Source organism: Streptococcus taonis (assembly GCF_029948085.1).
Taxonomy (GTDB): domain Bacteria; phylum Bacillota; class Bacilli; order Lactobacillales; family Streptococcaceae; genus Streptococcus; species Streptococcus taonis.
Genome location: NZ_JARZZP010000005.1, coordinates 105805 through 128635 on the forward strand (window position 1 = coordinate 105805; position 22831 = coordinate 128635).

The 22831-nt window shown below is 38.2% G+C and carries 22 protein-coding genes and 3 pseudogenes; 14 read left to right on the plus strand and 11 right to left on the minus strand.

Translation table 11 applies throughout. The annotated features are described in order from the left end of the window. Positions 1-320: 320 nt before the first annotated feature. The 3 genes from QEZ38_RS03820 to QEZ38_RS03830 all read right to left on the minus strand — a co-directional run bounded on the left by QEZ38_RS03820 (position 321) and on the right by QEZ38_RS03830 (position 2768). Positions 321-1127 carry a peptidylprolyl isomerase gene (locus tag QEZ38_RS03820; RefSeq protein WP_000717397.1) on the minus strand — a complete coding sequence of 269 codons (807 nt, stop codon included), beginning with the start codon at positions 1125-1127 and terminating at the stop codon, positions 321-323. A 71-nt stretch (positions 1128-1198) separates the two neighbouring features. Continuing rightward, positions 1199-2011: an HAD family hydrolase gene (locus tag QEZ38_RS03825; RefSeq protein ID WP_248035411.1), complete on the minus strand. Its 813-nt coding sequence runs from the start codon at positions 2009-2011 to the stop codon at positions 1199-1201. A gap of 13 nt (positions 2012-2024) precedes the next feature. After that, positions 2025-2768, minus strand: a complete 744-nt coding sequence (locus QEZ38_RS03830; protein WP_281335104.1) for a DeoR/GlpR family DNA-binding transcription regulator — start codon at positions 2766-2768, stop codon at positions 2025-2027. Between the two features lie 367 nt (positions 2769-3135). Between QEZ38_RS03830 and rpsP the strand changes: the two genes are divergently transcribed. The 6 genes and pseudogenes from rpsP to QEZ38_RS03860 all read left to right on the plus strand — a co-directional run bounded on the left by rpsP (position 3136) and on the right by QEZ38_RS03860 (position 5801). After that, positions 3136-3408, plus strand: coding sequence for a 30S ribosomal protein S16 (gene rpsP, locus QEZ38_RS03835; protein ID WP_000268760.1), 273 nt, complete (start codon positions 3136-3138; stop codon positions 3406-3408). A gap of 19 nt (positions 3409-3427) precedes the next feature. Beyond that, positions 3428-3667, plus strand: a complete 240-nt coding sequence (gene kphA, locus QEZ38_RS03840) for an RNA-binding protein KphA (protein ID WP_000379617.1) — start codon at positions 3428-3430, stop codon at positions 3665-3667. A 184-nt stretch (positions 3668-3851) separates the two neighbouring features. Then, positions 3852-4097, plus strand: a pseudogene (locus QEZ38_RS03845) (MazG nucleotide pyrophosphohydrolase domain-containing protein); the annotation flags it as partial. 125 nt (positions 4098-4222) lie between these two features. Further along, entirely contained in the window at positions 4223-4741 is a 519-nt protein-coding gene (gene rimM / locus QEZ38_RS03850) for a ribosome maturation factor RimM (RefSeq protein ID WP_248035415.1), read from the plus strand. Further along, positions 4731-5450, plus strand: a complete 720-nt coding sequence (gene trmD, locus QEZ38_RS03855; protein ID WP_248035416.1) for a tRNA (guanosine(37)-N1)-methyltransferase TrmD — start codon at positions 4731-4733, stop codon at positions 5448-5450. Before rimM ends, trmD begins: the two co-directional genes overlap by 11 nt. Before the next feature lie 12 nt (positions 5451-5462). Beyond that, complete coding sequence (locus QEZ38_RS03860) at positions 5463-5801, plus strand: ATP cone domain-containing protein (protein WP_001196044.1); 339 nt, start codon at positions 5463-5465, stop codon at positions 5799-5801. 30 nt (positions 5802-5831) lie between these two features. Here the strand turns inward: QEZ38_RS03860 and QEZ38_RS03865 are convergent, their stop codons facing one another. Then, the gene (locus QEZ38_RS03865) at positions 5832-6152 is read right to left on the minus strand and encodes a hypothetical protein (RefSeq protein ID WP_248035418.1); all 321 of its coding nucleotides are present in this window, start codon (positions 6150-6152) and stop codon (positions 5832-5834) included. A gap of 98 nt (positions 6153-6250) precedes the next feature. Between QEZ38_RS03865 and QEZ38_RS03870 the strand changes: the two genes are divergently transcribed. Further along, the gene (locus tag QEZ38_RS03870; RefSeq protein WP_000807425.1) at positions 6251-6466 is read left to right on the plus strand and encodes a YdbC family protein; all 216 of its coding nucleotides are present in this window, start codon (positions 6251-6253) and stop codon (positions 6464-6466) included. 51 nt (positions 6467-6517) lie between these two features. Here the strand turns inward: QEZ38_RS03870 and QEZ38_RS03875 are convergent, their stop codons facing one another. Then, positions 6518-7057, minus strand: a complete 540-nt coding sequence (locus tag QEZ38_RS03875) for a biotin transporter BioY (RefSeq protein ID WP_248035420.1) — start codon at positions 7055-7057, stop codon at positions 6518-6520. A 335-nt stretch (positions 7058-7392) separates the two neighbouring features. Next, on the minus strand, positions 7393-8739 hold the full coding sequence (gene gor / locus QEZ38_RS03880; protein WP_248035422.1) for a glutathione-disulfide reductase: 1347 nt from the start codon (positions 8737-8739) through the stop codon (positions 7393-7395). Positions 8740-8978: 239 nt separating this feature from the next. Between gor and QEZ38_RS03885 the strand changes: the two genes are divergently transcribed. The 6 genes from QEZ38_RS03885 to QEZ38_RS03910 all read left to right on the plus strand — a co-directional run bounded on the left by QEZ38_RS03885 (position 8979) and on the right by QEZ38_RS03910 (position 16227). Next, positions 8979-10166 carry an efflux RND transporter periplasmic adaptor subunit gene (locus QEZ38_RS03885; protein WP_281335105.1) on the plus strand — a complete coding sequence of 396 codons (1188 nt, stop codon included), beginning with the start codon at positions 8979-8981 and terminating at the stop codon, positions 10164-10166. After that, positions 10150-10851, plus strand: coding sequence for an ABC transporter ATP-binding protein (locus tag QEZ38_RS03890; RefSeq protein ID WP_045615203.1), 702 nt, complete (start codon positions 10150-10152; stop codon positions 10849-10851). The genes QEZ38_RS03885 and QEZ38_RS03890 overlap by 17 nt, the downstream gene beginning before the upstream one ends. 1 nt (position 10852) lies before the next feature. Beyond that, positions 10853-12112, plus strand: a complete 1260-nt coding sequence (locus QEZ38_RS03895) for an ABC transporter permease (protein ID WP_281335106.1) — start codon at positions 10853-10855, stop codon at positions 12110-12112. A gap of 136 nt (positions 12113-12248) precedes the next feature. Next, the gene (metG, locus tag QEZ38_RS03900) at positions 12249-14246 is read left to right on the plus strand and encodes a methionine--tRNA ligase (RefSeq protein WP_281335107.1); all 1998 of its coding nucleotides are present in this window, start codon (positions 12249-12251) and stop codon (positions 14244-14246) included. A gap of 102 nt (positions 14247-14348) precedes the next feature. Beyond that, positions 14349-15275 carry an aldo/keto reductase gene (locus QEZ38_RS03905; protein ID WP_248035431.1) on the plus strand — a complete coding sequence of 309 codons (927 nt, stop codon included), beginning with the start codon at positions 14349-14351 and terminating at the stop codon, positions 15273-15275. A gap of 133 nt (positions 15276-15408) precedes the next feature. Continuing rightward, the gene (locus tag QEZ38_RS03910; RefSeq protein ID WP_248035507.1) at positions 15409-16227 is read left to right on the plus strand and encodes an EbhA; all 819 of its coding nucleotides are present in this window, start codon (positions 15409-15411) and stop codon (positions 16225-16227) included. A gap of 270 nt (positions 16228-16497) precedes the next feature. On the opposite strand, the pseudogene QEZ38_RS03915 reads toward QEZ38_RS03910, so the two are convergent. The 4 genes and pseudogenes from QEZ38_RS03915 to QEZ38_RS03935 all read right to left on the minus strand — a co-directional run bounded on the left by QEZ38_RS03915 (position 16498) and on the right by QEZ38_RS03935 (position 19111). Then, positions 16498-17716 (minus strand): annotated as a pseudogene (locus QEZ38_RS03915) (tyrosine-type recombinase/integrase). A gap of 81 nt (positions 17717-17797) precedes the next feature. Continuing rightward, positions 17798-18001, minus strand: coding sequence for an excisionase (locus QEZ38_RS03920; RefSeq protein ID WP_000814511.1), 204 nt, complete (start codon positions 17999-18001; stop codon positions 17798-17800). Between the two features lie 460 nt (positions 18002-18461). Beyond that, on the minus strand, positions 18462-18692 hold the full coding sequence (locus QEZ38_RS03930; RefSeq protein ID WP_000857133.1) for a helix-turn-helix domain-containing protein: 231 nt from the start codon (positions 18690-18692) through the stop codon (positions 18462-18464). Next, positions 18689-19111 (minus strand): sigma-70 family RNA polymerase sigma factor, encoded by a 423-nt coding sequence (locus QEZ38_RS03935; RefSeq protein ID WP_000804885.1) that lies wholly within the window; start codon positions 19109-19111, stop codon positions 18689-18691. The genes QEZ38_RS03930 and QEZ38_RS03935 overlap by 4 nt, the downstream gene beginning before the upstream one ends. A 504-nt stretch (positions 19112-19615) precedes the next feature. On the opposite strand from QEZ38_RS03935, the pseudogene QEZ38_RS03940 reads away from it, so the two are divergent. Then, positions 19616-19837, plus strand: a pseudogene (locus tag QEZ38_RS03940) (helix-turn-helix domain-containing protein); the annotation flags it as partial. Positions 19838-19910: 73 nt separating this feature from the next. Here QEZ38_RS03940 and QEZ38_RS03945 read toward each other — a convergent pair. Continuing rightward, the gene (locus QEZ38_RS03945) at positions 19911-22829 is read right to left on the minus strand and encodes a Tn3 family transposase (RefSeq protein WP_001240982.1); all 2919 of its coding nucleotides are present in this window, start codon (positions 22827-22829) and stop codon (positions 19911-19913) included. Between the last annotated feature and the right edge of the window lie 2 nt (positions 22830-22831).

Sequence of the window (22831 nt, forward strand, 5' to 3'; positions counted from 1 at the left end):
TCCCGCAAAACTAGAATAGGAAAAAGCCAAGTCTGGGTGACTTGGCTTTTTGGCTAGTAATTCAAATAGGTTTCAATATCAGATTTTTGGATTTCTTTACCGAAGTGACAAATTGGGCAAGAAACGAAATAAGTTTTTCCGTAAGGAAAGAGTGGAATCCAGTAAAGGGTAAACTTACGTCCAGTTTCTGAAATTTCCCAAGTGTTGGCATTGTTACAGTGACCACACTCGATAGTGGTTTGAGTATGTCCTAAGACCTTTTGGTAACCTTTCGACCCCAGAATAAAATCATTTTCACATCTCCTTATTTTGGGGCCATACTATTTTTTACTGAAATCGTAGTCCTTAACAATTTCAATGCTGTCAATAGTGATAGCAGTAGTTGGTTTGTCTTTTTCGTCTTTTTCAGCCTTGGCAATCTTGTCAACAACATCCATACCGTCGATGACTTGACCAAAGACAGGGTGCTTACCGTCTAGACTAGGATTTCCACCTTCTTTGTAGGCTTCGATAATTTTCTTTGGATAGCTACTTGTAGGGAGTTTGGCAGAAATATCCGTCGTATTTTGGTTGATGAAGAACTGGCTGCCGTTTGAATTTGGTTGACCAGTATTGGCCATAGAGAGAGAACCACGAATGTTATAGAGATACGGAGAGATTTCGCTTTTGAAACCAGTTCCCTGGTCTTTAGTCTTGTCCTTATCATGCCAGATGGATTCACCACCAGTACCATCCCCTTTTGGATCACCAGTCTGGACCATGAAGCCATCGATCACTCGGTGGAAGGTAACGCCATTATAGTAGCCTTCTTTTGCGTGAGTTAGGAAATTTTCAACCGCAAGTGGAGCTAGCTTTGGAAAGAGTTTGATGCGGATATCTCCTTGACTGGTGTGGAGAATGACTTCAGCTTCGTCTTCAGCAACTTCTTTAGATAGTTGCGGGAAATTGGCATTTTCATTTGTCAAGGCATCTTTGAGATCCTTGGCAGATTGGGCGGCTGCTTTGGAACTTTCTTCGGCAGCCAAGCTAGAATCTACATAGTCATCCCCTCGCAGACTACGTTGGATACTGCTACATCCAGCAAGGGCAAAAGTTGATATTAATAGAAGTGTTGCTATTTTTTTCATGGTAATCCTTTCAAAAATCATTTCTACCATTGTACCCTAATTGAAAGTGGATTTCAAATATTCAATTGTGATCATTCCGATAGTACATACAATTTTATGGCCTTACTTACCCCATTTTGATCATTAGAATCTGTTACTTTATTTGCACAGACTTTAACATCCGTAGGAGCATTTCCCATTGCAACACCAAGTCCAGCGGTCTCAATCATTGGAATATCGTTATAATTATCTCCAATACTCATAATTTCAGTGAGTGATAGTTGATAATAGTTGGCTAATTCTAACAGAGCTTGTTTTTTTGAGACTTGATTGTGTGTGACTTCAAGATAGTTATCCTTCGAAAGGTAAAAGTCAGTTTGAGGGAAATCCATGGTTGCTAATGTCTCTTTAAGTTTCTGGATAGTAGCTGCGTTATCTATTAGTAAAAGTTTATGAATAAGATTCTTTTCTTCCTGAAGAAAATCTGCTAGTGAAGTAACTTTTGGGCTCTCTCCAGTAATCTGTGCTTCAATTTCTACCCATTTATCTAAAGTATTTACGTACCAATCTTTTCCAGAATAAACATTAATTGAAACTGTCGGAAATTCTTTTTTTAAAAAATCATGTAGTAAGAGTAATTCCTTTTTATTAATAGTATGCTGACTCAGAATTTTATCTCCTTTACTAATGAGAGCACCATTATAACTTGCAATTGGAAAATCTGTGATTCCAAGTTCTTTCGAAATTGGAGCTATACCAAGAGGAGAGCGAGCAGAAGCTAGAACAAAAGGGATGTCACTTTGTTTCAAAAGTGGCATCAGTTCTATCAAATGAGAATCTAATTGGTGATTTTTATCCAAAATAGTGCCATCAATATCACTTATGATTAACTTTATTACTGACATATGTTTCTCCTTTTTAAAATAGAATAGTTGTTTTACCATCTAAAGATTGTTGAATTTCTATGTCGGGTTCTTTGTCTGTAATCCAATAATCAAAATCAGTAAGTTCGGAAAGAATATAATGAGAGTGTTTGTTTATCTTGCTGGTTTCAGCTAACAAGACGCGAATTTTACTGGTTTTAAATGCTCTTTTTTTCATTAGAACATCTTCTTGATCCTCAAAGCTAACTTGTCCGTCTGAAAGACTAGCTGCACCAAAAAATGCTAAGTCAAATTTAATTCTATTCAAAGATTCGGATTCTTCTAATGAGTAATAGAAACGATTCTTTTTATGAAATCGTCCACCGATAATGTGAAAATCGACATTTTCGTTTTCTCCTAAGACCAGTGCATTATCCAATGAATGGCTGAAAATAGTAACTTTTTTATCTGTTATTTTTGCTAACTCAAGTACAGTTGTTGAAACATCATAGAAAATTAATTGTGAATCAGAAATAAGTTGGGTAGCTAAATGAGCAATTTTCTCTTTTTCTTTGGAAGACTGTTCTGCTCGACCTTTATAACCAAGAATCCTTTGTTTTTGGATTGGCAATAAACCTCCATGAGTTCTTTTTGCTCGTTTCTCCTTTGCGAGAATAGCAAAATCTCTACGGATGGTATCTTTGGAAACATGGAAATGGTCAACCATTTCTTTTGCTGATAGACTTCCTCTATCCTCTAAAAGTTTAATGATTTCTTCTAATCGTTGTTCTTGGTACATATGAATTCCCTCTTTTAATACTAATATACCTCTTTCGTAAGCGATTGTCAATAAATGTAATGATTTATAAGTGTTTTGATTGATTTATAAAAAAATCAACCTGACTTGGTTGATTAAAGATTCTTCTTTGGATGGCGGTCAATGATTGCCTGATGGTCCTTGTAAATGTTATCTAGACTAGTATTCATAAAGTTTCTCTTTCTAATTTATCTCTATTAGTCTAACAAATTTCTAAAAAATTTAAAAATTTTAAAGTCTGTCAAGTTTTTTTCTTGACACCTCTCAGAAATCTGCTATAATAGAACATGTGCTAAATAGCTCAGCTATTTCACCGAACTAAAAAAATAAAAGAAAAGAGATATTAAAAATGGCAGTAAAAATCCGTTTGACTCGTATGGGTTCTAAGAAAAAACCTTTCTACCGTATTAACGTAGCAGATTCACGTTCACCACGTGACGGACGTTTCATCGAAACAGTTGGAACTTACAACCCACTTGTTGCTGAAAACCAAGTAACTTTGAAAGAAGACCGCGTTCTTGCATGGTTGGCTGATGGAGCTCAACCTTCAGATACAGTACGCAACATCCTTTCAAAAGAAGGCGTATTGAAGAAATTCCACGATTCTAAATTCTCTAAATAATTCTAAAGTAGGTTGACAGATGGATACGATTGAAAATCTCATTATTGCAATTGTGAAACCTTTGATTTCACAACCAGATGCCTTAACTATCAAGATTGAAGATACACCAGAATTTTTGGAGTATCATTTGGATCTTGACCAAAGCGATGTGGGTCGTGTGATTGGTCGTAAGGGTCGCACTATCTCTGCGATAAGAACGATTGTCTACTCTGTCCCAACTGAAGACAAAAAAGTAAGAATCGTTATTGATGAAAAATAAAAAAGCGGGACGGATGTCTCGCTTTTTTGCTAGGAGTAGGATATGAAGGATTTAACGTTTAGACAATTACAAGACTAGTTATACTCAATGAAAATCAAAGAGCAAACTAGGAAGCTAGCCGCAGGCTGTACTGGAGTACGGCAAGGTGAAGCTGACGTAGTTTGAATTTGATTTTCGAAGAGTATTACTCGAACATTACCAGTAGTCTCGGACTGAGGAAGGTCTTTTTATCAAGCTAGTGGAGGAAGTTGGAGAAGTCGCTGAGGTTTTAAATGGACGCTCTGGTCGAAAAGAAGGGGTTCAGGATTCTAACGAGGAACTTGCCAAAGAACTTGCTGATATCATTCACTACACCGTCGCAATTGCAGCCATCAACGACATTGATCTAACCAAGACTATTTTTGAAAAAGACAAAAAGGCAGCTATCTAATATCAGCATGAACGAGATTTGGAAGGATATTTAGAAGCCGAGGGTCAGAACTAGCTTTTTTCTCCAACTTGTGAAAATACCTAGAACGTGATAAAATAAAGGGAGAAACATACACAGGAGATCAAATGAACTATTTTAACGTTGGAAAAATCGTCAATACGCAAGGTTTGCAAGGTGAGATGAGAGCCTTATCTGTGACGGATTTTTCGGAAGAACGCTTTAAAAAAGGTGCAGAGCTGGCCTTGTTTGATGAGAAGGATCAATTTGTTAAAACTGTGACTATAGCAAGTCACCGTAAGCATAAAAACTTTGATATCATCAAATTTAAGGATATGTATCACATCAATGATATCGAAAAATACAAGGGCTACAGTTTGAAGGTTGCGGAAGAAAACCTTAATGACCTGGATGAGGGTGAATTTTACTATCACGAGATTATTGGACTAGAGGTCTACGAGGGTGACAACTTGATTGGAACCATTAAGGAAATCTTGCAACCAGGGGCCAATGATGTTTGGGTAGTTAAGCGTAAGGGAAAACGTGATCTGCTTTTACCATATATCCCACCGGTCGTGCTCAATGTTGATATTCCGAATAAACGGGTTGATGTGGAAATCTTAGAAGGGTTAGACGATGAAGATTGATATTTTAACCCTCTTTCCAGAGATGTTTTCTCCACTAGAACATTCTATCGTTGGAAAGGCACGTGAAAAAGGGCTCTTGGATATCCAGTATCATAATTTTCGTGACTATGCTGAAAAGGCTCGTCATGTTGATGACGAACCCTACGGTGGTGGTCAAGGCATGTTGCTACGTGCGCAACCAATATTTGATGCCTTTGATGCTATTCAAAAGAAAAATCCGCGCGTGATCCTTTTGGATCCTGCTGGTAAGCAGTTTGACCAAGCTTATGCTGAAGATTTAGCACAAGAAGAGGAACTCATCTTTATCTGTGGTCACTACGAGGGCTATGATGAACGCATTAAGACCTTGGTAACAGATGAGATTTCCCTAGGTGATTATGTGCTAACTGGAGGAGAATTGGCGGCTATGACCATGATTGATGCGACGGTTCGCTTGATACCAGAAGTAATTGGGAAGGAAACCAGTCACCAAGATGATAGCTTTTCATCTGGGCTCCTTGAATATCCTCAGTACACTCGTCCTTATGATTATCGTGGAATGGTGGTTCCAGAAGTGCTTATGAGTGGGCATCATGAGAAGATTCGCCAATGGCGTCTCTATGAAAGTCTCAAAAAAACTTATGAGCGTAGACCAGATTTGTTGGAAAATTATGAATTAACAGTAGAAGAAGCTAAAATGTTAGCGGACATTAAAGAAAATACAAATTAAAAGGAGAAGCCTATGCAAGTCATTAAACGTGATGGACAAGTTGCCGACTTTGATCCAGATAAAATCTATCAAGCCATTCTCAAAGCTGCTCAAACGGTTTATGTTTTGACAGATGATTTACGTCAAAATCTAGCTCAGGTAACTAAGAAAGTTGTCTTGGATCTAGAAGAGGCAAAAGTGGAGCGTGCGACAATCAGCATGATTCAATCAATGGTTGAGCATCGCTTGCTTGGTGCAGGTTACATCACCATCGCTGAACACTATATCTCTTACCGTTTGCAACGGGATTTAGAGAGAAGTGGTTACGGAGAACATATTGCTGTTCATCTTCATTTTGAACAAATCCGTTAATAGAAAAGAGTGAGATGAAGAAAACTCATCTCACTCTTTCTTAAATCGATTTTTTTGGGCAGTTTGGACAGTTGAGGGAACAAAACTTATTTTTCGAATATCTGGGATTCGAATAATGCGGGTCACATTTTTTGCAAAATTTTTAACGATAATTTGCTGGCGGTCTGTATCAAATTTGATGATATCCCCTGTAAAACTTGTATCTGAAAAAATAATGTGGACAGCAGTTTTTTTCAGGAGTGCCTCTTTAATGGCACTTGTCAGGGAGTCAGCTTTGGAATGATCTGGTTCTTCTCGTCCGTTGAGAAATCCTTGGAATTTTTGTTGAATATGTTTAAATAAATCTTTCATCGGAGCCTCCCTTCTTTTTACCATTATTATATACAATTTTAAAAAAATCTACAAGATTTTACGAATAATCAAGTGAAGACAATTAAAAGGAGAATACAATGGCAGAATTTACATTTGAAATCGAAGAACACTTACTTACGCTCTCAGAGAATGAAAAAGGTTGGACCAAGGAAATCAATCGTGTCAGCTTTAATGGGGCACCAGCAAAGTTTGACATTCGTGCTTGGAGTCCAGACCACACTAAGATGGGGAAAGGAATCACCCTCTCAAACGAGGAGTTTCAAGTGATGGTCGATGCCTTTAAGAATCAATAAGCAATCATGTAAGAATAATCCAAAAGAAGCTGGGAAAAACCCGGCCTCTTTTTATTTGCTTGAAAAATAGGATTGAGTACGGAGACGTTGAAGGAGTGGTCGACCGATAAAACTGATGGTAAGGATTTTTGCAAGATCAGGAATGATAAAGGGAATGACACCGACAGCTAGTGCTTTATCAAAAGGCATGCCAGCAAGGAAGTGGAGGCTGAGAATACCACCAACAAAGACAAGGGAATCTCCCAAGAGATTTGCAAGAAAGATACGAATATAGCCACTTTTCTTATGGATAAGATAGGACGTAAGTCCAGCATAGACAAGGTCAAACCAAAGATAGCCAGCGCTTGGACCTACCAAAACATGAAAACCAGCTCCCCCACTGGCAAAGACAGGAATACCGATAGCACCCAGCAAGAGATAGAGACCAACAGAAAGAACGGCTTCCCTTGGTCTAAAAACAGTAGCAATGAGTCCGATAGCAAAGTTTTGTAGAGTAAACGGAACAGGTCCAATTGGGACACTGATTTGGGCTAATACTGCAATCAGAGCAGCTCCAATAGCAGGAATAGCGTAAATATGTGCTTTTTTCATAATAGTTAACCTCTTTTTTAATTTATAGTAACTATTATACTGGAAGGGGGATGATTGTCAACCTGTTTTAAAAATAAAGGTTACAAATCTGTAATGGCCGATTTAGAGAGAGCCGGAGGACAAGAGATTTTTCAAAACACAGGTAAATCTTATCAGTAATAAAAAGATGAGCCTTATGGAAGTTGGCTATCATATAGTGCAAACACTTAGGAATCCTGATGGGATGCTATTTTTAAGTGTTTTATAATTTGCTCTAATAAAAGAAAAAGATTGAAGAAAATGGTCCTAAATAGGCTTTTTCTTCAATCTGAGTGACCAAGATGGTCTTTTTTGTATTAACGCATGGTCACAAATTCTTCTGAACCTGTAGGATGGATAGCGACCGTCGCATCAAAATCAGCTTTTGTAGCTCCCATCTTGATAGCAACTGCAAAACCTTGAATCATTTCGTCGACGCCGTAGCCGATACCATGAAGGCCAACTACCTTTTCGTTCTCACCAGCTGTAATGAGCTTGAAGCGGGCTTCTTGACGGTGGCTAGTGACTGCTGAATACATAGAAGCAAATTTTGAAGTATAAACTTTAATGTTTTCTTGTCCATACTCTTTGATAGCTTCTTCCTCAGTCAGACCGACAGTTCCGATAGCTGGATGTGAGAAGACAACAGTTGGAATAGTAGTGTAGTCCATTTTAGCATTGGTTTTACCGTTGAAAAGTCTCTCGGATAGGGTACGACCAGCCTTGATAGCGACGGGAGTTAGTTCTTTCTCACCCGTGACATCTCCTAGAGCATAGATACCATCAACGACTGTATTTTGGTATTCGTCAACTTGAATGAAACCACGTTCATTGAGGGTAACACCTGCTTTCTCAAGCTGGAGCCCTTCAACATTTGGACGGCGACCAGTTGCCCATATAACTTGACTGGTAGTATGAGTGCTCCCATCTTCGAAATGAATGGTAATGCCTTGTTCAGTTTCTTCAAGTTTAGCAGGAACCTTATGGGTGTGGAGGTGTAATCCAGTATTTTCCATTTCTTGAACTAGACTCTCAACAATATAACTATCAAATCCACGGAGCGGACGCTCGCGACGGACGAATAAATCTGTCTGCACACCAAGGGTATGGAGCACGCCAGCTAATTCGACAGCAATGTAACCAGCACCCAGAATGGCTACAGAATCTGGCAACTTTTCCCAAGCAAAGACATCATCAGAACTACCACCTAGTTCAGCACCAGGAATGGTAGGAATACGAGGATGTGCCCCAGTTGCAATCACGATGTGCTTAGCACGGATCAACTCTCCATTGACACTAACAGTATGAGCATCAACGAACTCGGCGCGTCCTTCAATCAAATCAACTCCGTTACGCTTAAAGCTTCCACCATAAGAAGAGCGAGCACGATCAATATAGGCTTCACGATTTTTACGAAGCCTTGCATAATCAAATTCATTGCCAGTACTTGTAAAACCATAGTCAGGCCCATATTTGTGGATGCTCTCTGCGATTTGAGCACCGTACCACATAATTTTCTTAGGAACGCACCCAATATTGACACAAGTTCCACCTAATTTCTTTTCCTCAATAACTGCGGCTTTAGCGCCATGTTCACCAGCACGATTCATGGTAGCAATACCCCCGCTACCTCCACCGATAGCGATAATATCATATTCTCTCATAGAAAGCTCCTTTACTTGTTTTCTAGTCATATTCTATCTTTTTTTGGGAGTCAATGCAAAAATCTGCTACGCTTAAAAATTTTAAGAAAATGCTTGCAAAAATAAAAAAGAAAGTGTATTATATAACTAATACAACAATAAAAGGATCTTACAAATAAATTTGGATTGTTAGAAAGAAATTGTCCATTTTTGAGACTTGTGCTATAATCTTAATATATATTTGTAAAGAAGGAGTTCTTATGAAAAGAAAGAAAACAGCCAAGAAATGGCCTTTATATACTGCTATTGGGGTTGCAACAGCCATCGTAATTGGTGCTGGAGCTATTCTCCTATTTAGACAACCAAACCAAAGTGCAGCAATTGACGAACCTGCTAAAATCGCTGTAGCAAAAGAGGGAACGGTTGCTTCATCGGTTCTTCTATCGGGTAGTGTAACTGCTCAAAAAGAACAATATGTTTATTTTGATGGCAGCAAGGGAGATTTGGATGAGGTTCTAGTTTCAGTTGGTGATAAGGTAAGCGAGGGCCAGGCCTTAGTCAAGTATAGTAGCACAGAAGCCCAGGCTGCCTATGATGCTGCCAGTCGTGCAGTTGCTAAAGCTGACCGTCATATCAATGAACTGAATGAGTCTCGAAATACCGCCGCAGCAACACCTAACCTTCCGCAAGCAGGTCTAGAAGGAGCAACTGGACAAGCGCCAGCTCAGTCATCCGGTTCTGCCACAGCTGCTATTGATTCTCAAATCAGCGATGCTCGTGATGTGCGTGCAGATGCAGAAGCGCAACTTGAAAAAGCTCAAGCCCAGTTGAATGCTGCTACGGTATTGAGTACGGTGGAGGGAACAGTTGTTGAAGTGAATCGTAACGTTTCAAAATCTCCAACAGGAAATAGTCAAGTTTTGGTTCATATCGTAAGTAACGATAACTTGCAGGTCAAGGGAGAGCTTTCTGAGTACAACCTTGCCAATCTATCTGTAGGTCAAGAAGTCACTTTCACTTCCAAGGTTTACCCAGATAAAACTTGGAATGGTAAGATTAGCTATATTTCAAATTATCCAAAAAATAACAGTGAAGCAAGTAGTAGCTTGGCTGGTTCAAACACAGGGTCTAAATATCCATATACAGTCGATGTAACTAGTGAAATCGGTGATTTGAAACAGGGCTTTACAGTCAGTGTCGAAGTGAAAAGCACTAGCAAAGCATTGATTGTTCCGATCACCAGCGTAGTCATGGAAGAAGAGAAAAACTATGTTTGGATCCTTGATGAAAATCAAAAGGCCAAAAAAGTTGAAGTTGGATTGGGCAATGCAGATGCAGAAAATCAAGAAATCACATCTGGTCTGACAGATGGAGCAAAAGTCATCAGTAATCCGACAGCTTCCTTGCAAGAAGGAAAAGAGGTGAAGACTGATGAAGCAACTAATTAGCCTCAAAAATATCTGTCGTAGCTATCGCAATGGTGATCAAGAACTTCAAGTCCTTAAAAACATTAATCTAGAAGTTCACGAGGGAGAATTCGTAGCAATCATGGGACCATCAGGTTCTGGTAAGTCCACCCTCATGAATACCATCGGTATGTTAGATACACCTACAAGTGGTCAGTATTTTCTAGATGGAAAAGAAGTAGCTGGTTTAGGTGAAAAACAATTAGCCAAGGTTCGAAATCAGGAAATCGGCTTCGTCTTTCAACAATTCTTTCTCTTGTCCAAGCTCAATGCTCTTCAAAACGTAGAACTGCCCTTGATTTATGCGGGAGTTTCAGCTTCAAAACGTCGCAAATTAGCAGAAGAGTATCTGGAAAAGGTTGAACTGACAGAGCGTAGTCATCACTTGCCTTCGGAGTTGTCAGGTGGTCAGAAGCAAAGGGTTGCCATTGCGCGTGCTCTAGTCAACAATCCTTCAATCATTCTAGCAGACGAACCGACTGGAGCACTTGATACCAAAACAGGAAATCAAATCATGCAACTCTTGGTTGAATTAAACAAAGAAGGAAAAACCATCATTATGGTTACGCATGAGCCTGAAATCGCTGCTTACGCTAAGCGTCAGATTGTCATTCGTGATGGCGTCATTTCATCTGATAGTGGTCTCGTAGAAAAGGAGGAAAACTAAGATGCAGAATCTGAAATTTGCCTTTTCATCCATTATGGCCCACAAGATGCGCTCCTTCTTGACCATGATCGGTATTATCATCGGTGTTTCCTCAGTTGTCGTGATTATGGCCTTAGGTGATTCCATGTCTCGTCAGGTCAATAAAAATATGACCAAGTCCCAGAAAGATATCCATGTCTTTTTCTCACCTACAAAGAGTAAGGACGGTTCCTTTACACAAAGACAATCTGCATTGACCTTGTCTGGTGGTCGAGAAGAAGATTTTGTTGAACCACCAAAACCTCAAGAAGCATGGGTCAAGGAAGCTGCTAAGCTTAAGGGAGTGGATAGCTACTATGTGACCAACTCAGCCAATGTGACCTTGACTTATAAGGATAAAAAGGTCGAACACGCTAACATGACGGGTGGGAATGTCACCTATATGGATGCGGTCGAAAATGAAATCATTGCAGGTCGTGGCCTTAGAGCGCAAGATTATAAGGATTTCGCAAGTGTGATCATTTTAGATGAAGAGCTTGCCAATAGCCTTTTTGGTTCAGCACAAGAAGCTCTCAACCAAATTGTTGAAGTAAATGAAATCAGTTACCGTGTTATTGGTGTTTATGCAAGTAAGGAAGCTAAGGCTGCGAAAACATTTGGTGTCGGAGGACTACCAATCACGACCAATATTTCCTTAGCAGCTAATTTTAACACAGATGAGATTTCAAATATTGTCTTTCGTGTCAATGATACTAGCTTAACCCAGACTTTAGGACCAGAGTTGGCAAGAAGAATGACAGAGATTGCAGGTCTTCAACAAGGGGAATATCAAGTTGCAGATGCGTCTGCTGCCTTCCAAGAAGTTCAACAACTCTTTGGCTTCATAACAACGATTATTAGTGCCATTGCAGGGATTTCCCTTTTTGTCGGTGGTACTGGTGTTATGAACATTATGCTCGTTTCAGTGACAGAGCGTACCCGCGAGATTGGTCTACGGAAAGCACTAGGAGCAACTCGGGGTAATATTCTGGTTCAGTTCTTGATTGAATCCATGATTCTAACCTTGTTAGGAGGGGTCATCGGTCTGGTGCTGGCTGCAGGGGTGACTATGCTTGCAGGTGTCCTTCTTCAAAACATGATTGCAGGAATCGAAGTTGGCGTATCCATCCCAATCGCTCTCTTTAGTTTAGCTGTCTCAGCTGGTATCGGTATGATATTTGGTGTTTTACCAGCCAACAAGGCTTCTAAACTAGACCCGATTGAAGCCCTTCGATATGAATAAAATAAACAACAGGAAAAACAAGATGGACACTTGTCTATCTTGTTTTTTGTATGGATTTCCATTTCGAAAATCACTAAAAATATGGTATAATGAAGTGTTAGAAAAACAGGTTTCATTAGCCTGGAAAGGAAATATTATGTCTGAAAAGAATTTTTATATAACAACACCGATTTACTATCCATCTGGTAAACTTCATATCGGTTCTGCCTACACAACTATTGCCTGTGACGTCCTAGCACGATACAAACGCCTTATGGGATATGACGTCTTTTATCTGACTGGTCTTGACGAGCATGGTCAAAAGATTCAACAAAAAGCAGAAGAAGCTGGGATCACACCTCAAGCCTATGTTGATGGCATGGCAGTTGGAGTCAAAGAACTCTGGCAATTACTGGATATCTCATATGATAAATTTATCCGTACAACTGATGACTACCATGAAAAAGTAGTGGCTCAAGTTTTTGAACGCTTGCTTGCTCAAGATGATATTTACTTGGGTGAATACTCTGGTTGGTATTCAGTTTCAGATGAGGAATTCTTTACAGAAAGTCAACTTGTGGAAGTTTTCCGTGACGAAGCAGGAAATGTAACCGGCGGTATCGCTCCATCAGGTCACGAAGTGGAATGGGTATCTGAAGAATCATACTTCCTTCGCCTCAGCAAATACCAAGATCGTTTGGTTGAATTTTTCAAATCACATCCTGACTTCATCACTCCAGATGGACGTCTCAATGAAATGTTGAAAAACTTTATTGAGCCCGGTTTGGAAGACTTGGCAGTATCACGTACAACCTTTACATGGGGTGTGCCAGTTCCATCAAATCCAAAACACGTTGTCTATGTTTGGATTGATGCCCTTCTAAACTATGCGACTGCTCTTGGTTATGGTCAAGAGGATCATGCTAACTACGATAAATTCTGGAATGGAACAGTCTTCCACATGGTTGGAAAAGACATCCTTCGTTTCCACTCAATCTACTGGCCAATCCTTCTCATGATGTTGGATATGAAATTGCCTGATCGATTGATTGCCCATGGTTGGTTTGTCATGAAAGACGGTAAGATGTCTAAGTCTAAAGGAAATGTCGTTTATCCTGAAATGTTAGTAGAACGTTATGGACTTGATCCACTTCGTTACTACCTCATGCGTAGCCTTCCAGTGGGTTCAGACGGAACCTTCACTCCTGAGGACTACGTCGGCCGTATCAACTATGAATTGGCCAATGACCTTGGAAATCTCCTCAACCGTACGGTTTCAATGATTAACAAGTACTTTGATGGTCAAATCCCTGCCTATGTAGAGGGTGTGACAGAGTTTGACAATGCTCTTGCTGATGTTGCAGAACAATCAATCGCTGACTACCATACACACATGGAAGCAGTTGACTATCCGCGTGCGCTTGAAGCAGTCTGGATTCTTATCTCACGTACTAATAAATACATCGATGAGACAGCTCCATGGGTACTGGCCAAGGATGAAGCTCTTCGTGACCAATTGGCAAGTGTTATGAGCCACTTGGTAGCCAGCCTTCGTGTCGTAGCTCACTTGATTGAGCCATTTATGATGGAAACCAGTCGTGCAGTTTTGACTCAACTTGGACTTGCAGAAGTTTCTAGCCTTGAAAACCTGAGCTTGGCTGATTTACCTGCAGGTGTAACTGTAATTGCCAAAGGAACACCTATATTCCCACGTCTGGATATGGAAGAAGAAATCGCCTATATCAAGGAACAAATGGAAGGTAACAAGCCAGCCGTCGAAAAAGAATGGAATCCAGATGAAGTTGAACTCAAACTCAACAAGGATGAAATCAAATTTGAAGACTTCGATAAGGTTGAAATCCGTGTTGCTGAAGTCAAAGAAGTTTCTAAAGTAGAAGGTTCTGATAAGTTGCTTCAATTCCGCTTGGATGCTGGAGATGGTGAAGATCGTCAAATCCTCTCAGGAATTGCTAAGTACTATCCAAACGAACAAGAATTGGTCGGCAAGAAAGTCCAAATCGTTGCCAACCTTAAACCACGTAAAATGATGAAAAAATATGTCAGCCAAGGGATGATTCTCTCAGCTGAACATGATGGCAAATTAACCCTTCTCACAGTTGATCCAGCCGTACCAAACGGAAGTGTGATTGGATAAGATTTAAAAGAACCAGTTTGAACTGGTTCTTTTCTTTTGTATGACTATAGTTGATAAAAGAGGCATTCTGCTTTATAATGAAGAAAAACGGAGGAAGTTGCCATGAAATACATTCCATTCGGTCAAGAGAAAAGAGAATTGTCCGAAATCGTCCTAGGCATGATGCGAATCAGTGACAAGTCGGTCAAAGAAGTTGAAGAGCTGGTAGAAACAGCCCTATCTGTGGGAATCAACGCCTTTGACTTGGCAGATATCTATGGTCGTGGTCGGTGCGAAGAATTGTTGGGTCAAGTGTTAAACAATCGTCCTGACCTGCGTGAAAAGATGTGGATTCAGTCTAAGTGTGGCATTCGCATAGAAGAATTTACCTATTTTGATTTTTCAAAAGATTATATTTTAGAGTCAGTTGATGGGATTCTACAACGATTGCAGGTTGATTATCTAGATAGCTTGCTTCTCCATCGCCCAGATGCCTTGATGGAAGCTAACCAAGTGGCAGAAGCTTTTGATATTCTACAAAAATCAGGTAAGGTTCGAGACTTTGGTGTATCCAACCAAAATCCAATGATGATGGAATTACTGAAGAAAGAGGTTAAACAACCTTTATCTATCAATCAATTACAGCTAAGCGCAGCTTTCACGCCAGGTTTTGAATCAGGTTTCCATGTCAATATGGAAGGTGACAAGGCAGCTTTGCGTGATGGTAGCGTCTTTGAATACTGCAAACTGAATGATATGGTCATTCAGGCTTGGTCAGTCTTGCAGTTTGGCTATTTTAAGGGTAATTTTGTTGGAAAAGAGCAATTTCATGATCTAAATGAAGTTCTAAATCGACTAGCCTTAAAATACGGTGTAAGCCCATCAGCCATTGCTATCGCTTGGGTGTTACGCTATCCAGCCAAGATGCAAGCTGTAGTAGGGACAACAAATCCAAAACATTTGCTAGAAGCAAGCCAAGCAAGTAACTTTAGTTTGACTCGAAAAGAATGGTATGAGATTTACCTAGCAGCAGGAAATGATTTGCCTTAGAATTAAAACGAAATCCATTCAAGAGCGAGATTTTATCTCGCTCTTTTTGTTAAAAAAAATTTATATAATTGTTTGAAAATACAAACTAATAATAGTATAATAAAATAAATATTTTTTTGAAAAGGAAGTAAATATGAAAAAAATTGTAGTAGTCATATCAATTATGATATTTGCGATACTAGGTGTTGGTTTAGGTTATTACTTTTTATCTTATGTACCTTATAAAACTGCTGTCAGTAATTTTGAAAAAGCTTCGGTATCTCTAAAAGAAAAAAATAAGGATATTGAAGACTTAGTATCTGAGGCCGAAACGGTAGTTGAAAAAGGCGAAGAAGCATTAGAATCAAATACTTTAGATGACTTAAAGAATTCTGTAGAAAAAACTCAAAAATCAATAAGAAAAGTACCAGAAATGGAGAAAAAAACAAAAGATATTGAAAATCAAATTAATGAAATGAATCAACCAATAAGTTATGAAGAAAATCAAAATGAATTAAAGAATAAACTTGAAAAATACAAAAATAGCGTCACTCAATTAAAACAAATTACGAATCCATCTAGTACATTTATTGAGGAAAGACTTAAAGAAGTTGATACAATTACTGGAGTACAATCTGTGACAGAAAGTAATGATCCTAATAAGCATCTAAATAAACAAGGTGGTTATACGGCGTCTGTTTATTTTGTAGATAATCAAGTAACTCCTCCGGTGGAGGGTTCTGATATTATTCAAAAAGGAAATGATGCAGGCGGAAATATAGAGGTATATAAAACAAAAGAGGAAGCAGAACAGCGTAATAAATATATTAGTACATATGATGGAACCTCTCTTCAACCTGGTTCTCATTATGTATATGGTACAGTTCTGATTCGTACCTCTTCACGACTAACAGCAAGCCAGCAAGAAGAATTAACTAAGAAAATATATCAGAAATTTATAGAAATAAAATAATCAAAAGAATTAAATTTTTAAAATATGATTTAAGCTTTTCTATTTTTACATTAACTTTTATTCAAGAGCGAGATTCTATTTCGCTCTTTTTGTTTAAAACAAAGTATAAATTTCTAATTATCTTTTTATATTTTCTTAAATGCTCGTAAAGCCTTATTCTATGTGCTTTCGAGTATTTTTACTGTAGGAAGATACTTCACGTTTCTTTGCATATTTCCTCATGTCTTAGCTGTCAGAAGTGGTAAATAAGTAGTAAATTCATTTGTACTACTAAGCAACAAGACGCTCCTGTTGCTTCTCTTTATTCAAGCGTTTCATTTCTGCCATTGCAGAATCGAATGTTGCATGTGCGTAATAGTTCAGCGTCATGGCTATATTAGCATGTCCCATAATGTACTGTAATGCCTTTGGATTCATTCCTGCATTTGCATAGTTGGTACAGAATGTATGTCGCAAACTATGTGGAGTGATGTGTGGCAATTTATCCTCGTTATACTTATTGTATTTCTTAACAAGACCTTTCATCATGCCGTTGTAATCACTTGCCACTTTTGGATAGTTCTTTCTATTTAAGAAAGAGGAAATCACTATATCCATCAATCTCAACACGCTTATCATTCTTTCGATTCGCTAACACTCGCTTAAATGCTTGATAGGCTTCTTCAACCATAGGAACTTGACGTTCGCCACTTTTGGTCTTTGGTGTTTCAATGTAGTACCCAATTTCAGTATCTCTCAATAGCTGATGGTCTATATTGACAAGACGATTCTCAAAATCTAAATCTGGAAGTGTCAAACCACCAAACTCTGAAATACGAAGACCTGTTTTTAAGAGTATCAGAATTTCATCATAATTTTTGCTGTAGGTTTTATCAGCTTTTGCAAAGGCTAACAGTTTTTCTTCCTGTTCTTCTGTTAGTACGGTCTTAGGGACAGTATCATCATCAAGAACTGCTTTCAGTTGAAAGTCAAATGGATTCTTCCGAACACAATCATCTTGTATAGCAATATAGAATGAAGCCTTTAAAGAACGTTTGTAGTTATTGATGGTTTGATAAGCATAACCATTTTCACTCATTCTAATAGCCCATTCTTTAGCGTCTGATGGCTTAATACTGTCAATACTTCTTACACCTAACTTGTCTTTCTTCAAAATATCCATAAGATATTTGCGTCCAGTTTCAGTGTTTTTTCTAACCTTTGGTCTTTGAGCGTTCTGTTTTGCGTAAAGCTGGCAGAGTGTCATTTTCTTTCCTACAACATCAATACCATCATGAATGTCTTTCTGTAACTCTGCGATTTTCTCTCTAAGTGAGATACAATCACGCTTTCCTGCTGGTACTCGGTCTGTAGCCACAAGTTTCCACGAGTAAACAAATTGCGGTTCTCCAAATGAATCTATATATTTGTATAAGTATCTTCCGTCTTTTCGTTGGCTCTCTCCAGTCTTTAAGATTCGACCTTTATTGTCACGTCTTTTTTCTGACATGGCATTTGCTCCTTTCCTTTATGGAAAGAGCCTTGATACGACTTAATACTATTTTATCATATACAAGACCCTTTGGCGACGCTAGATTGCGTCCAATGTATCTATAATTTTTTCAAATTGTTTTCGTTTAATCTGAATACGATTGCCATTCATAATCAGCCAATTTGCATTTTTATTTTCCTCTGCCAAGCGTCGTAGCTTGTTTTCGCCAATACGAAAATATTTTGACGCTTCTTCAATGGTTAGGGTATAACGTTCCCAAATAGGAATGTCAGTCTGCTTCATAAAATCCTCCTTTCCAAATCACTTATTTGGATTTCATAAAAGTTGTTTTACCAGCAATCGAACAGCTTTAGCAAAGCTCACGGGAGTTCCACCCCTGCATGGTTCTCATGTAGCCATACTCATTGCCTGCGACGGTTTTATCACGCTCGGACTATTGACTGTATGGGAGTATCATTATCACGATAAGAATGTCGTTGCAGGCAATCCTGCTAAAGATTGCTTCTCGGATCACTAACATGAATCGCTCGCTATCTTTATAAGATAGGTCATGGCGGTTAGTTCCGTTGGCTCTTTTCTTATCGAAACGTATTCGATTACTTTTATTCAGTTTTCAAAGAACAATGGCTCGTTAGCCTATCAAAACACATTGAAAGCTCAATATGCTTTGGTGGAATAACAAACCTCCCTGTTCGGGAAGCGTGGAATGGTTTAGCACGCTTCCACGAAAGGAGAGAGGATATTACTTAATTTCAAATGACAAAATCTTTGTAATCAGTCTGGTTTCCATTCTTCCACGTAAGACTTCATCAACGACCATACTTTGATTGCCATATTCATCTTTCATAAGTCGTAGGGAACGCTTCGTTATGTACCCTCTGTAATGATGTAGAATCTGGTTAATCGCTTCGGTATCGCCATCTGTTGCCTTTACAATGAGAGGAAAGGGAATCATAGGATATTGTGTTTTCATTCTTCAAATTCCTCCATAAACTTTTTAATTAAGGCTAGTCCACTGGTTCTATGCCGATAGACAGTAGAACGGTTCAATTTCAACAGGTCTGCAATTTCTGAATCGCTCATGTCCATAAAGTAAAACAGCAGTAGAATTTCACGTTTCTTGTCTGGCAACTCACGTAATGCTTCACTCAACAAATCATTTTCAACGCCTACTGATAACCCATTGAGTGTAAAAATCTGAAAGTCAGTTGAATAGTTATCTGTTGTCGCAAACTGGCTAACAAGATAATCGCCAACATCCGAAAAGGACACCTCACGCTTTGCAATCCTTGAAAGATAAAGCATATAATTCTTTCGCTCGTCTTCCATAGCACGTTTACAGATATAGTCAAACTGATTTTCTATTGTGGTCTGAAAAGAAGATGGTTTCATGTTTCTCACCCCCTTTCTGTCTAGGAAAGGAAGTGAGCCTTGCTCGTTTATCTCCTTTCACTCTTAGTCCCAATGTGAAAGGGGGATTTGTTGCATTACTGATAAATAAACTTTGTAAAAAAGTTCTGAATAGCCAAAAAAGCATATAAACAGATTTATTTCTCTGTTTACATGCTTCTGTTATTCTATCTATATGATTTATAAAACCACATTGGTGGACGTACTTATCTATTGCAGATAGACGACTTTTTTTGACAAGAACCCAATGTAAGGAAATTTATTGTATATGATGTACTTCATGGCGACGTTGACCTCCAACAAACCGCCATTTGGAAGTAATATACAATATTTTAACAGCGTAAATAGCACTACCATATAACGGTTTTTTTTATTGGCGTTTAGTAGTGCTTTTTATTAAATATAAACCTATAAACCATATAACACGTTTTTCTATACCTGTTTTTAATTCAGTAGGAACAATAAAATGTATAGAGGTGGTCTACTATGCGTAAAAAAGAAGATAAATATGATTTTAGAGCCTTTGGTTTAGCCATTAAAGAAGCTCGATTGAAACGAGGTTTAACTCGTGAACAAGTGGGAGCATTGATTGAAATTGACCCACGGTACTTAACTAATATTGAAAATAAAGGGCAACACCCCAGCATACAAGTTCTTTATGACCTTGTATCGTTACTTCATGTTTCCGTTGATGAATTTTTCTTACCTGGGGTCCCGAGCGCTTAGTGGGAATTTGTATCGATAAGGGGTACAAATTCCCACTAAACCAATGTTTCAAGGCCTATTTATTTTTTATATTCAATTCTCTTAAGTGTTTAGGAATAGATAACAAGTCAAATTTATACTCTCCAAGAAAAGTGATATGCTCCCAATTAATAGGAGATACATGCTTCATATACTTAGTTACTTCGGGATCTATTTTGACGAGATAATTATAAGCTGCTTGTAAGTAGACGGCGTTCCATATACTTATTGCATTTATTAACACATTAAGCGCACTAGCACTTTGAAGTTGTCGGCGAATATCGCGCTCCATAAATTTTCCGCGTCGCCCAAAAAATAGTTCTCTAGCTAAAGCATTAATCGCTTCTGTCTTATTTAGTCCATGAGTGATCCTTCGCCGTAGCTCACTATCTGTAATATAATCTATCATAAAAATGCTCTTTTCAATGCGACCTAGTTCTCTCAGTGCAAGAGCTACTCTATTCTTACGTGCGTATGAGCCTAGCTTTCCTAATAGTAAAGAACTAGATACTTTTCCTGTTTGAATCGAATAGGCGATTCGTTTAATTTCATCATAGTTTTCTTCAATAATTTTTACATTGATTTTTCCGCTTATATCTTCTGATAAGTTAGGGTAGTAGGAAGGTGATTTGATAGAAAATAATTGTGATTTTTTTATATTTCTGATGCGAGGTTCAAAATCAAAGCCTAGTAATGCGGTCATTCCAAACACCTGATCAGAATACCCATTTGTATCAGTAAAATGTTCCTCAATATCTAGATCTGTTTCATGATAAAGTAGGCCATCAAGGGTATGAGTAGCTTCCCTTGTATTAGTTGAAGCAACCTCGATATGATGAGTCGTATGCCTATCATTTATTGATCGAATCATTGTAGCTCCTTTTTCCATACTTTTGTAATGTGGATTAACATCGGATTTTAGAGCTGAGACGCCCACTGGGACGCGCATTCCGTCTGAAGCAGTGGTTTTTCCTTCACCCCAAAAGTCTGCAACAGGAAGCTTTAACTGATAATTAACCAAAACAGATTGAGCACGAGTCAGAGCTTCTTTATAAAAGCGCCATTGTTTGGCATTGGCTAACTGAGAATAAGAAATTCCAGGAGTTGATTGGGCCATTTTTTCAAGACCAATATTCATCCCTAAACCCAGCAAAGCAGCAAAAATAATTTTTCTTTCTTGTTCACTCGGCGGTTTCCCTGTAGAATCATGACTAAATTCTTGTGAAAAGTTGGTCCAACTGTCCACCTCAATTAAAAGATCACTAAGCCTTATCTTAGGAATTATTGAATAAAGTTTTTTTCTATATATTTCTGCTTCGCTAGGTGTAACTTTTTCCAACTTTTTAAGGTTTGCTCTTGAAATTCTCTTATCAACTGTCGAATAAAATTGAAGCTGTAAATCTAAAATTATTTCCCGATCCTTTAAATAGTCCTCAAACGTGTCTGGAATAGTTTCTGAATCAATACAAGCAGATAAATCAACTAAGTAATCATCAATATTTCGATGGATCATACTTCCTTCAACTGAAATATCTCCTGATCGAATATTGTTCTTTAGCTCGGTGAAAGCTACTAACTCATAGTAAGACCGATCTATTTTCCCCTCTTCTGGCCGAACAAGGCTTTTCCATTTTTTACTCACAAAATCAGTAGAAGTATCTGCCGGTATTTTTCTTTTACCACTATTGTGTAAATCAGTTAGTTGAGTTAGGGCCATGAGGACTGGATTTGCTGCCGGAGTTGCTTTGAACGAAAGGGTCCTCAATAACATTGGCGTGTATCTTCGGAGGTAATTAGCTTTATTTCGAACCATTTCTAAATAGCCATGATTTTTATTACCTGTAATTTTTTTAGCTTCTTCTCCATCTTGTACTAAATCTTCCCAAGGCATGATTCGTTCAATTTCGTCAAAAGGATTACTATCATTATCTTTTGCAAAGTGAAGAGCATCAATTAAAGAAGCATAATGTTCCAATTTTTTAGTAGCCAATTTTCCTTTTTCTTTTAACTGTTCTTGTGAATCACGTGTCCCTTTGCGTTTAATACTTGCTAAAATGCGGTCATTAATCTCAATCAGTTGATCGATCAGATATTGATGATGATTGACTAAAAAAGCAATAAGTAAAGAGTATCTTTTTTCAAGCTCAAAACGGGAGAAGTCATATGCATCATAATTTTCCCCTAGTCTAGCTAGCTGAAGAAACCTGTTCCGATTAATATGGGAGACATTAATTGTCCCGAGTCCCATGGAAGCAATCACTTCCACTTTTTTACAAATACTCATAAAGCTTTCTGGATTTGCCTTACCTGGAATGTCTTTTAGCCAAGCGAGTTTAGTTATTTTCGTCTCTTCATAAATTTGAAACAAACTCTCTAGTTTTTCAATTTGTATATCTGTTAATGAACAGAGTAATATTGAAAATAAGTTGTTTTCTGCTTTATCTCGACAGCGGCTTATAATGTCTTCAAGTGTAGCTATAGATGGAAAAATAATTCTTTTTCGAGTTAAGAAATCAATTGTTTTTTTCATTAGATAGATAGAGTCATCATTTTCTAAAGCTAGTTCAATTAAATATTCTATTAACTGTTTTTGTGTATTAGCACTACCGAATCGATGATAGTTGAATACTTCTAAGATCTCGTTGAAGTGATTTGCACGTGTATTTCTATGATCATATGAATTTAAATCAATTGCATCAAGATGGAGCTGTCGACTCACATAAGAAGTTAGTCTGGTTGATTTAATCGGCCAATTACTTAAAGAACACCCAGGATACCGGGCCAAACAAAGTTGTATCGCAAATCCTAGTTTATTGACCTTTCCACGGTGTTGATTAATAACCTCCAGATCATAATCAGAAAAACTAAAATACGCTTTAAAATCCTCTTCTGATAAGTGGTCTACAGAAAGAAGTTGTTCACGCTGTGAAGTAGTTAAAATTCTTTTCATAGCCATAT

Excerpts from the sequence above, each read along its gene's own strand:
- QEZ38_RS03820 (WP_000717397.1), bottom strand. The coding sequence starts at position 1,127 with ATGAAAAAAATAGCAACACTTCTATTAATATCAACTTTTGCCCTTGCT.
- QEZ38_RS03825 (WP_248035411.1), bottom strand. The coding sequence starts at position 2,011 with ATGTCAGTAATAAAGTTAATCATAAGTGATATTGATGGCACTATTTTG.
- QEZ38_RS03830 (WP_281335104.1), bottom strand. The coding sequence starts at position 2,768 with ATGTACCAAGAACAACGATTAGAAGAAATCATTAAACTTTTAGAGGAT.
- rpsP (WP_000268760.1), top strand. The coding sequence starts at position 3,136 with ATGGCAGTAAAAATCCGTTTGACTCGTATGGGTTCTAAGAAAAAACCT.
- kphA (WP_000379617.1), top strand. The coding sequence starts at position 3,428 with ATGGATACGATTGAAAATCTCATTATTGCAATTGTGAAACCTTTGATT.
- rimM (WP_248035415.1), top strand. The coding sequence starts at position 4,223 with ATGAACTATTTTAACGTTGGAAAAATCGTCAATACGCAAGGTTTGCAA.
- trmD (WP_248035416.1), top strand. The coding sequence starts at position 4,731 with ATGAAGATTGATATTTTAACCCTCTTTCCAGAGATGTTTTCTCCACTA.
- QEZ38_RS03860 (WP_001196044.1), top strand. The coding sequence starts at position 5,463 with ATGCAAGTCATTAAACGTGATGGACAAGTTGCCGACTTTGATCCAGAT.
- QEZ38_RS03865 (WP_248035418.1), bottom strand. The coding sequence starts at position 6,152 with ATGAAAGATTTATTTAAACATATTCAACAAAAATTCCAAGGATTTCTC.
- QEZ38_RS03870 (WP_000807425.1), top strand. The coding sequence starts at position 6,251 with ATGGCAGAATTTACATTTGAAATCGAAGAACACTTACTTACGCTCTCA.
- QEZ38_RS03875 (WP_248035420.1), bottom strand. The coding sequence starts at position 7,057 with ATGAAAAAAGCACATATTTACGCTATTCCTGCTATTGGAGCTGCTCTG.
- gor (WP_248035422.1), bottom strand. The coding sequence starts at position 8,739 with ATGAGAGAATATGATATTATCGCTATCGGTGGAGGTAGCGGGGGTATT.
- QEZ38_RS03885 (WP_281335105.1), top strand. The coding sequence starts at position 8,979 with ATGAAAAGAAAGAAAACAGCCAAGAAATGGCCTTTATATACTGCTATT.
- QEZ38_RS03890 (WP_045615203.1), top strand. The coding sequence starts at position 10,150 with ATGAAGCAACTAATTAGCCTCAAAAATATCTGTCGTAGCTATCGCAAT.
- QEZ38_RS03895 (WP_281335106.1), top strand. The coding sequence starts at position 10,853 with ATGCAGAATCTGAAATTTGCCTTTTCATCCATTATGGCCCACAAGATG.
- metG (WP_281335107.1), top strand. The coding sequence starts at position 12,249 with ATGTCTGAAAAGAATTTTTATATAACAACACCGATTTACTATCCATCT.
- QEZ38_RS03905 (WP_248035431.1), top strand. The coding sequence starts at position 14,349 with ATGAAATACATTCCATTCGGTCAAGAGAAAAGAGAATTGTCCGAAATC.
- QEZ38_RS03910 (WP_248035507.1), top strand. The coding sequence starts at position 15,409 with ATGAAAAAAATTGTAGTAGTCATATCAATTATGATATTTGCGATACTA.
- QEZ38_RS03920 (WP_000814511.1), bottom strand. The coding sequence starts at position 18,001 with ATGAAGCAGACTGACATTCCTATTTGGGAACGTTATACCCTAACCATT.
- QEZ38_RS03930 (WP_000857133.1), bottom strand. The coding sequence starts at position 18,692 with ATGAAAACACAATATCCTATGATTCCCTTTCCTCTCATTGTAAAGGCA.
- QEZ38_RS03935 (WP_000804885.1), bottom strand. The coding sequence starts at position 19,111 with ATGAAACCATCTTCTTTTCAGACCACAATAGAAAATCAGTTTGACTAT.
- QEZ38_RS03945 (WP_001240982.1), bottom strand. The coding sequence starts at position 22,829 with ATGGCTATGAAAAGAATTTTAACTACTTCACAGCGTGAACAACTTCTT.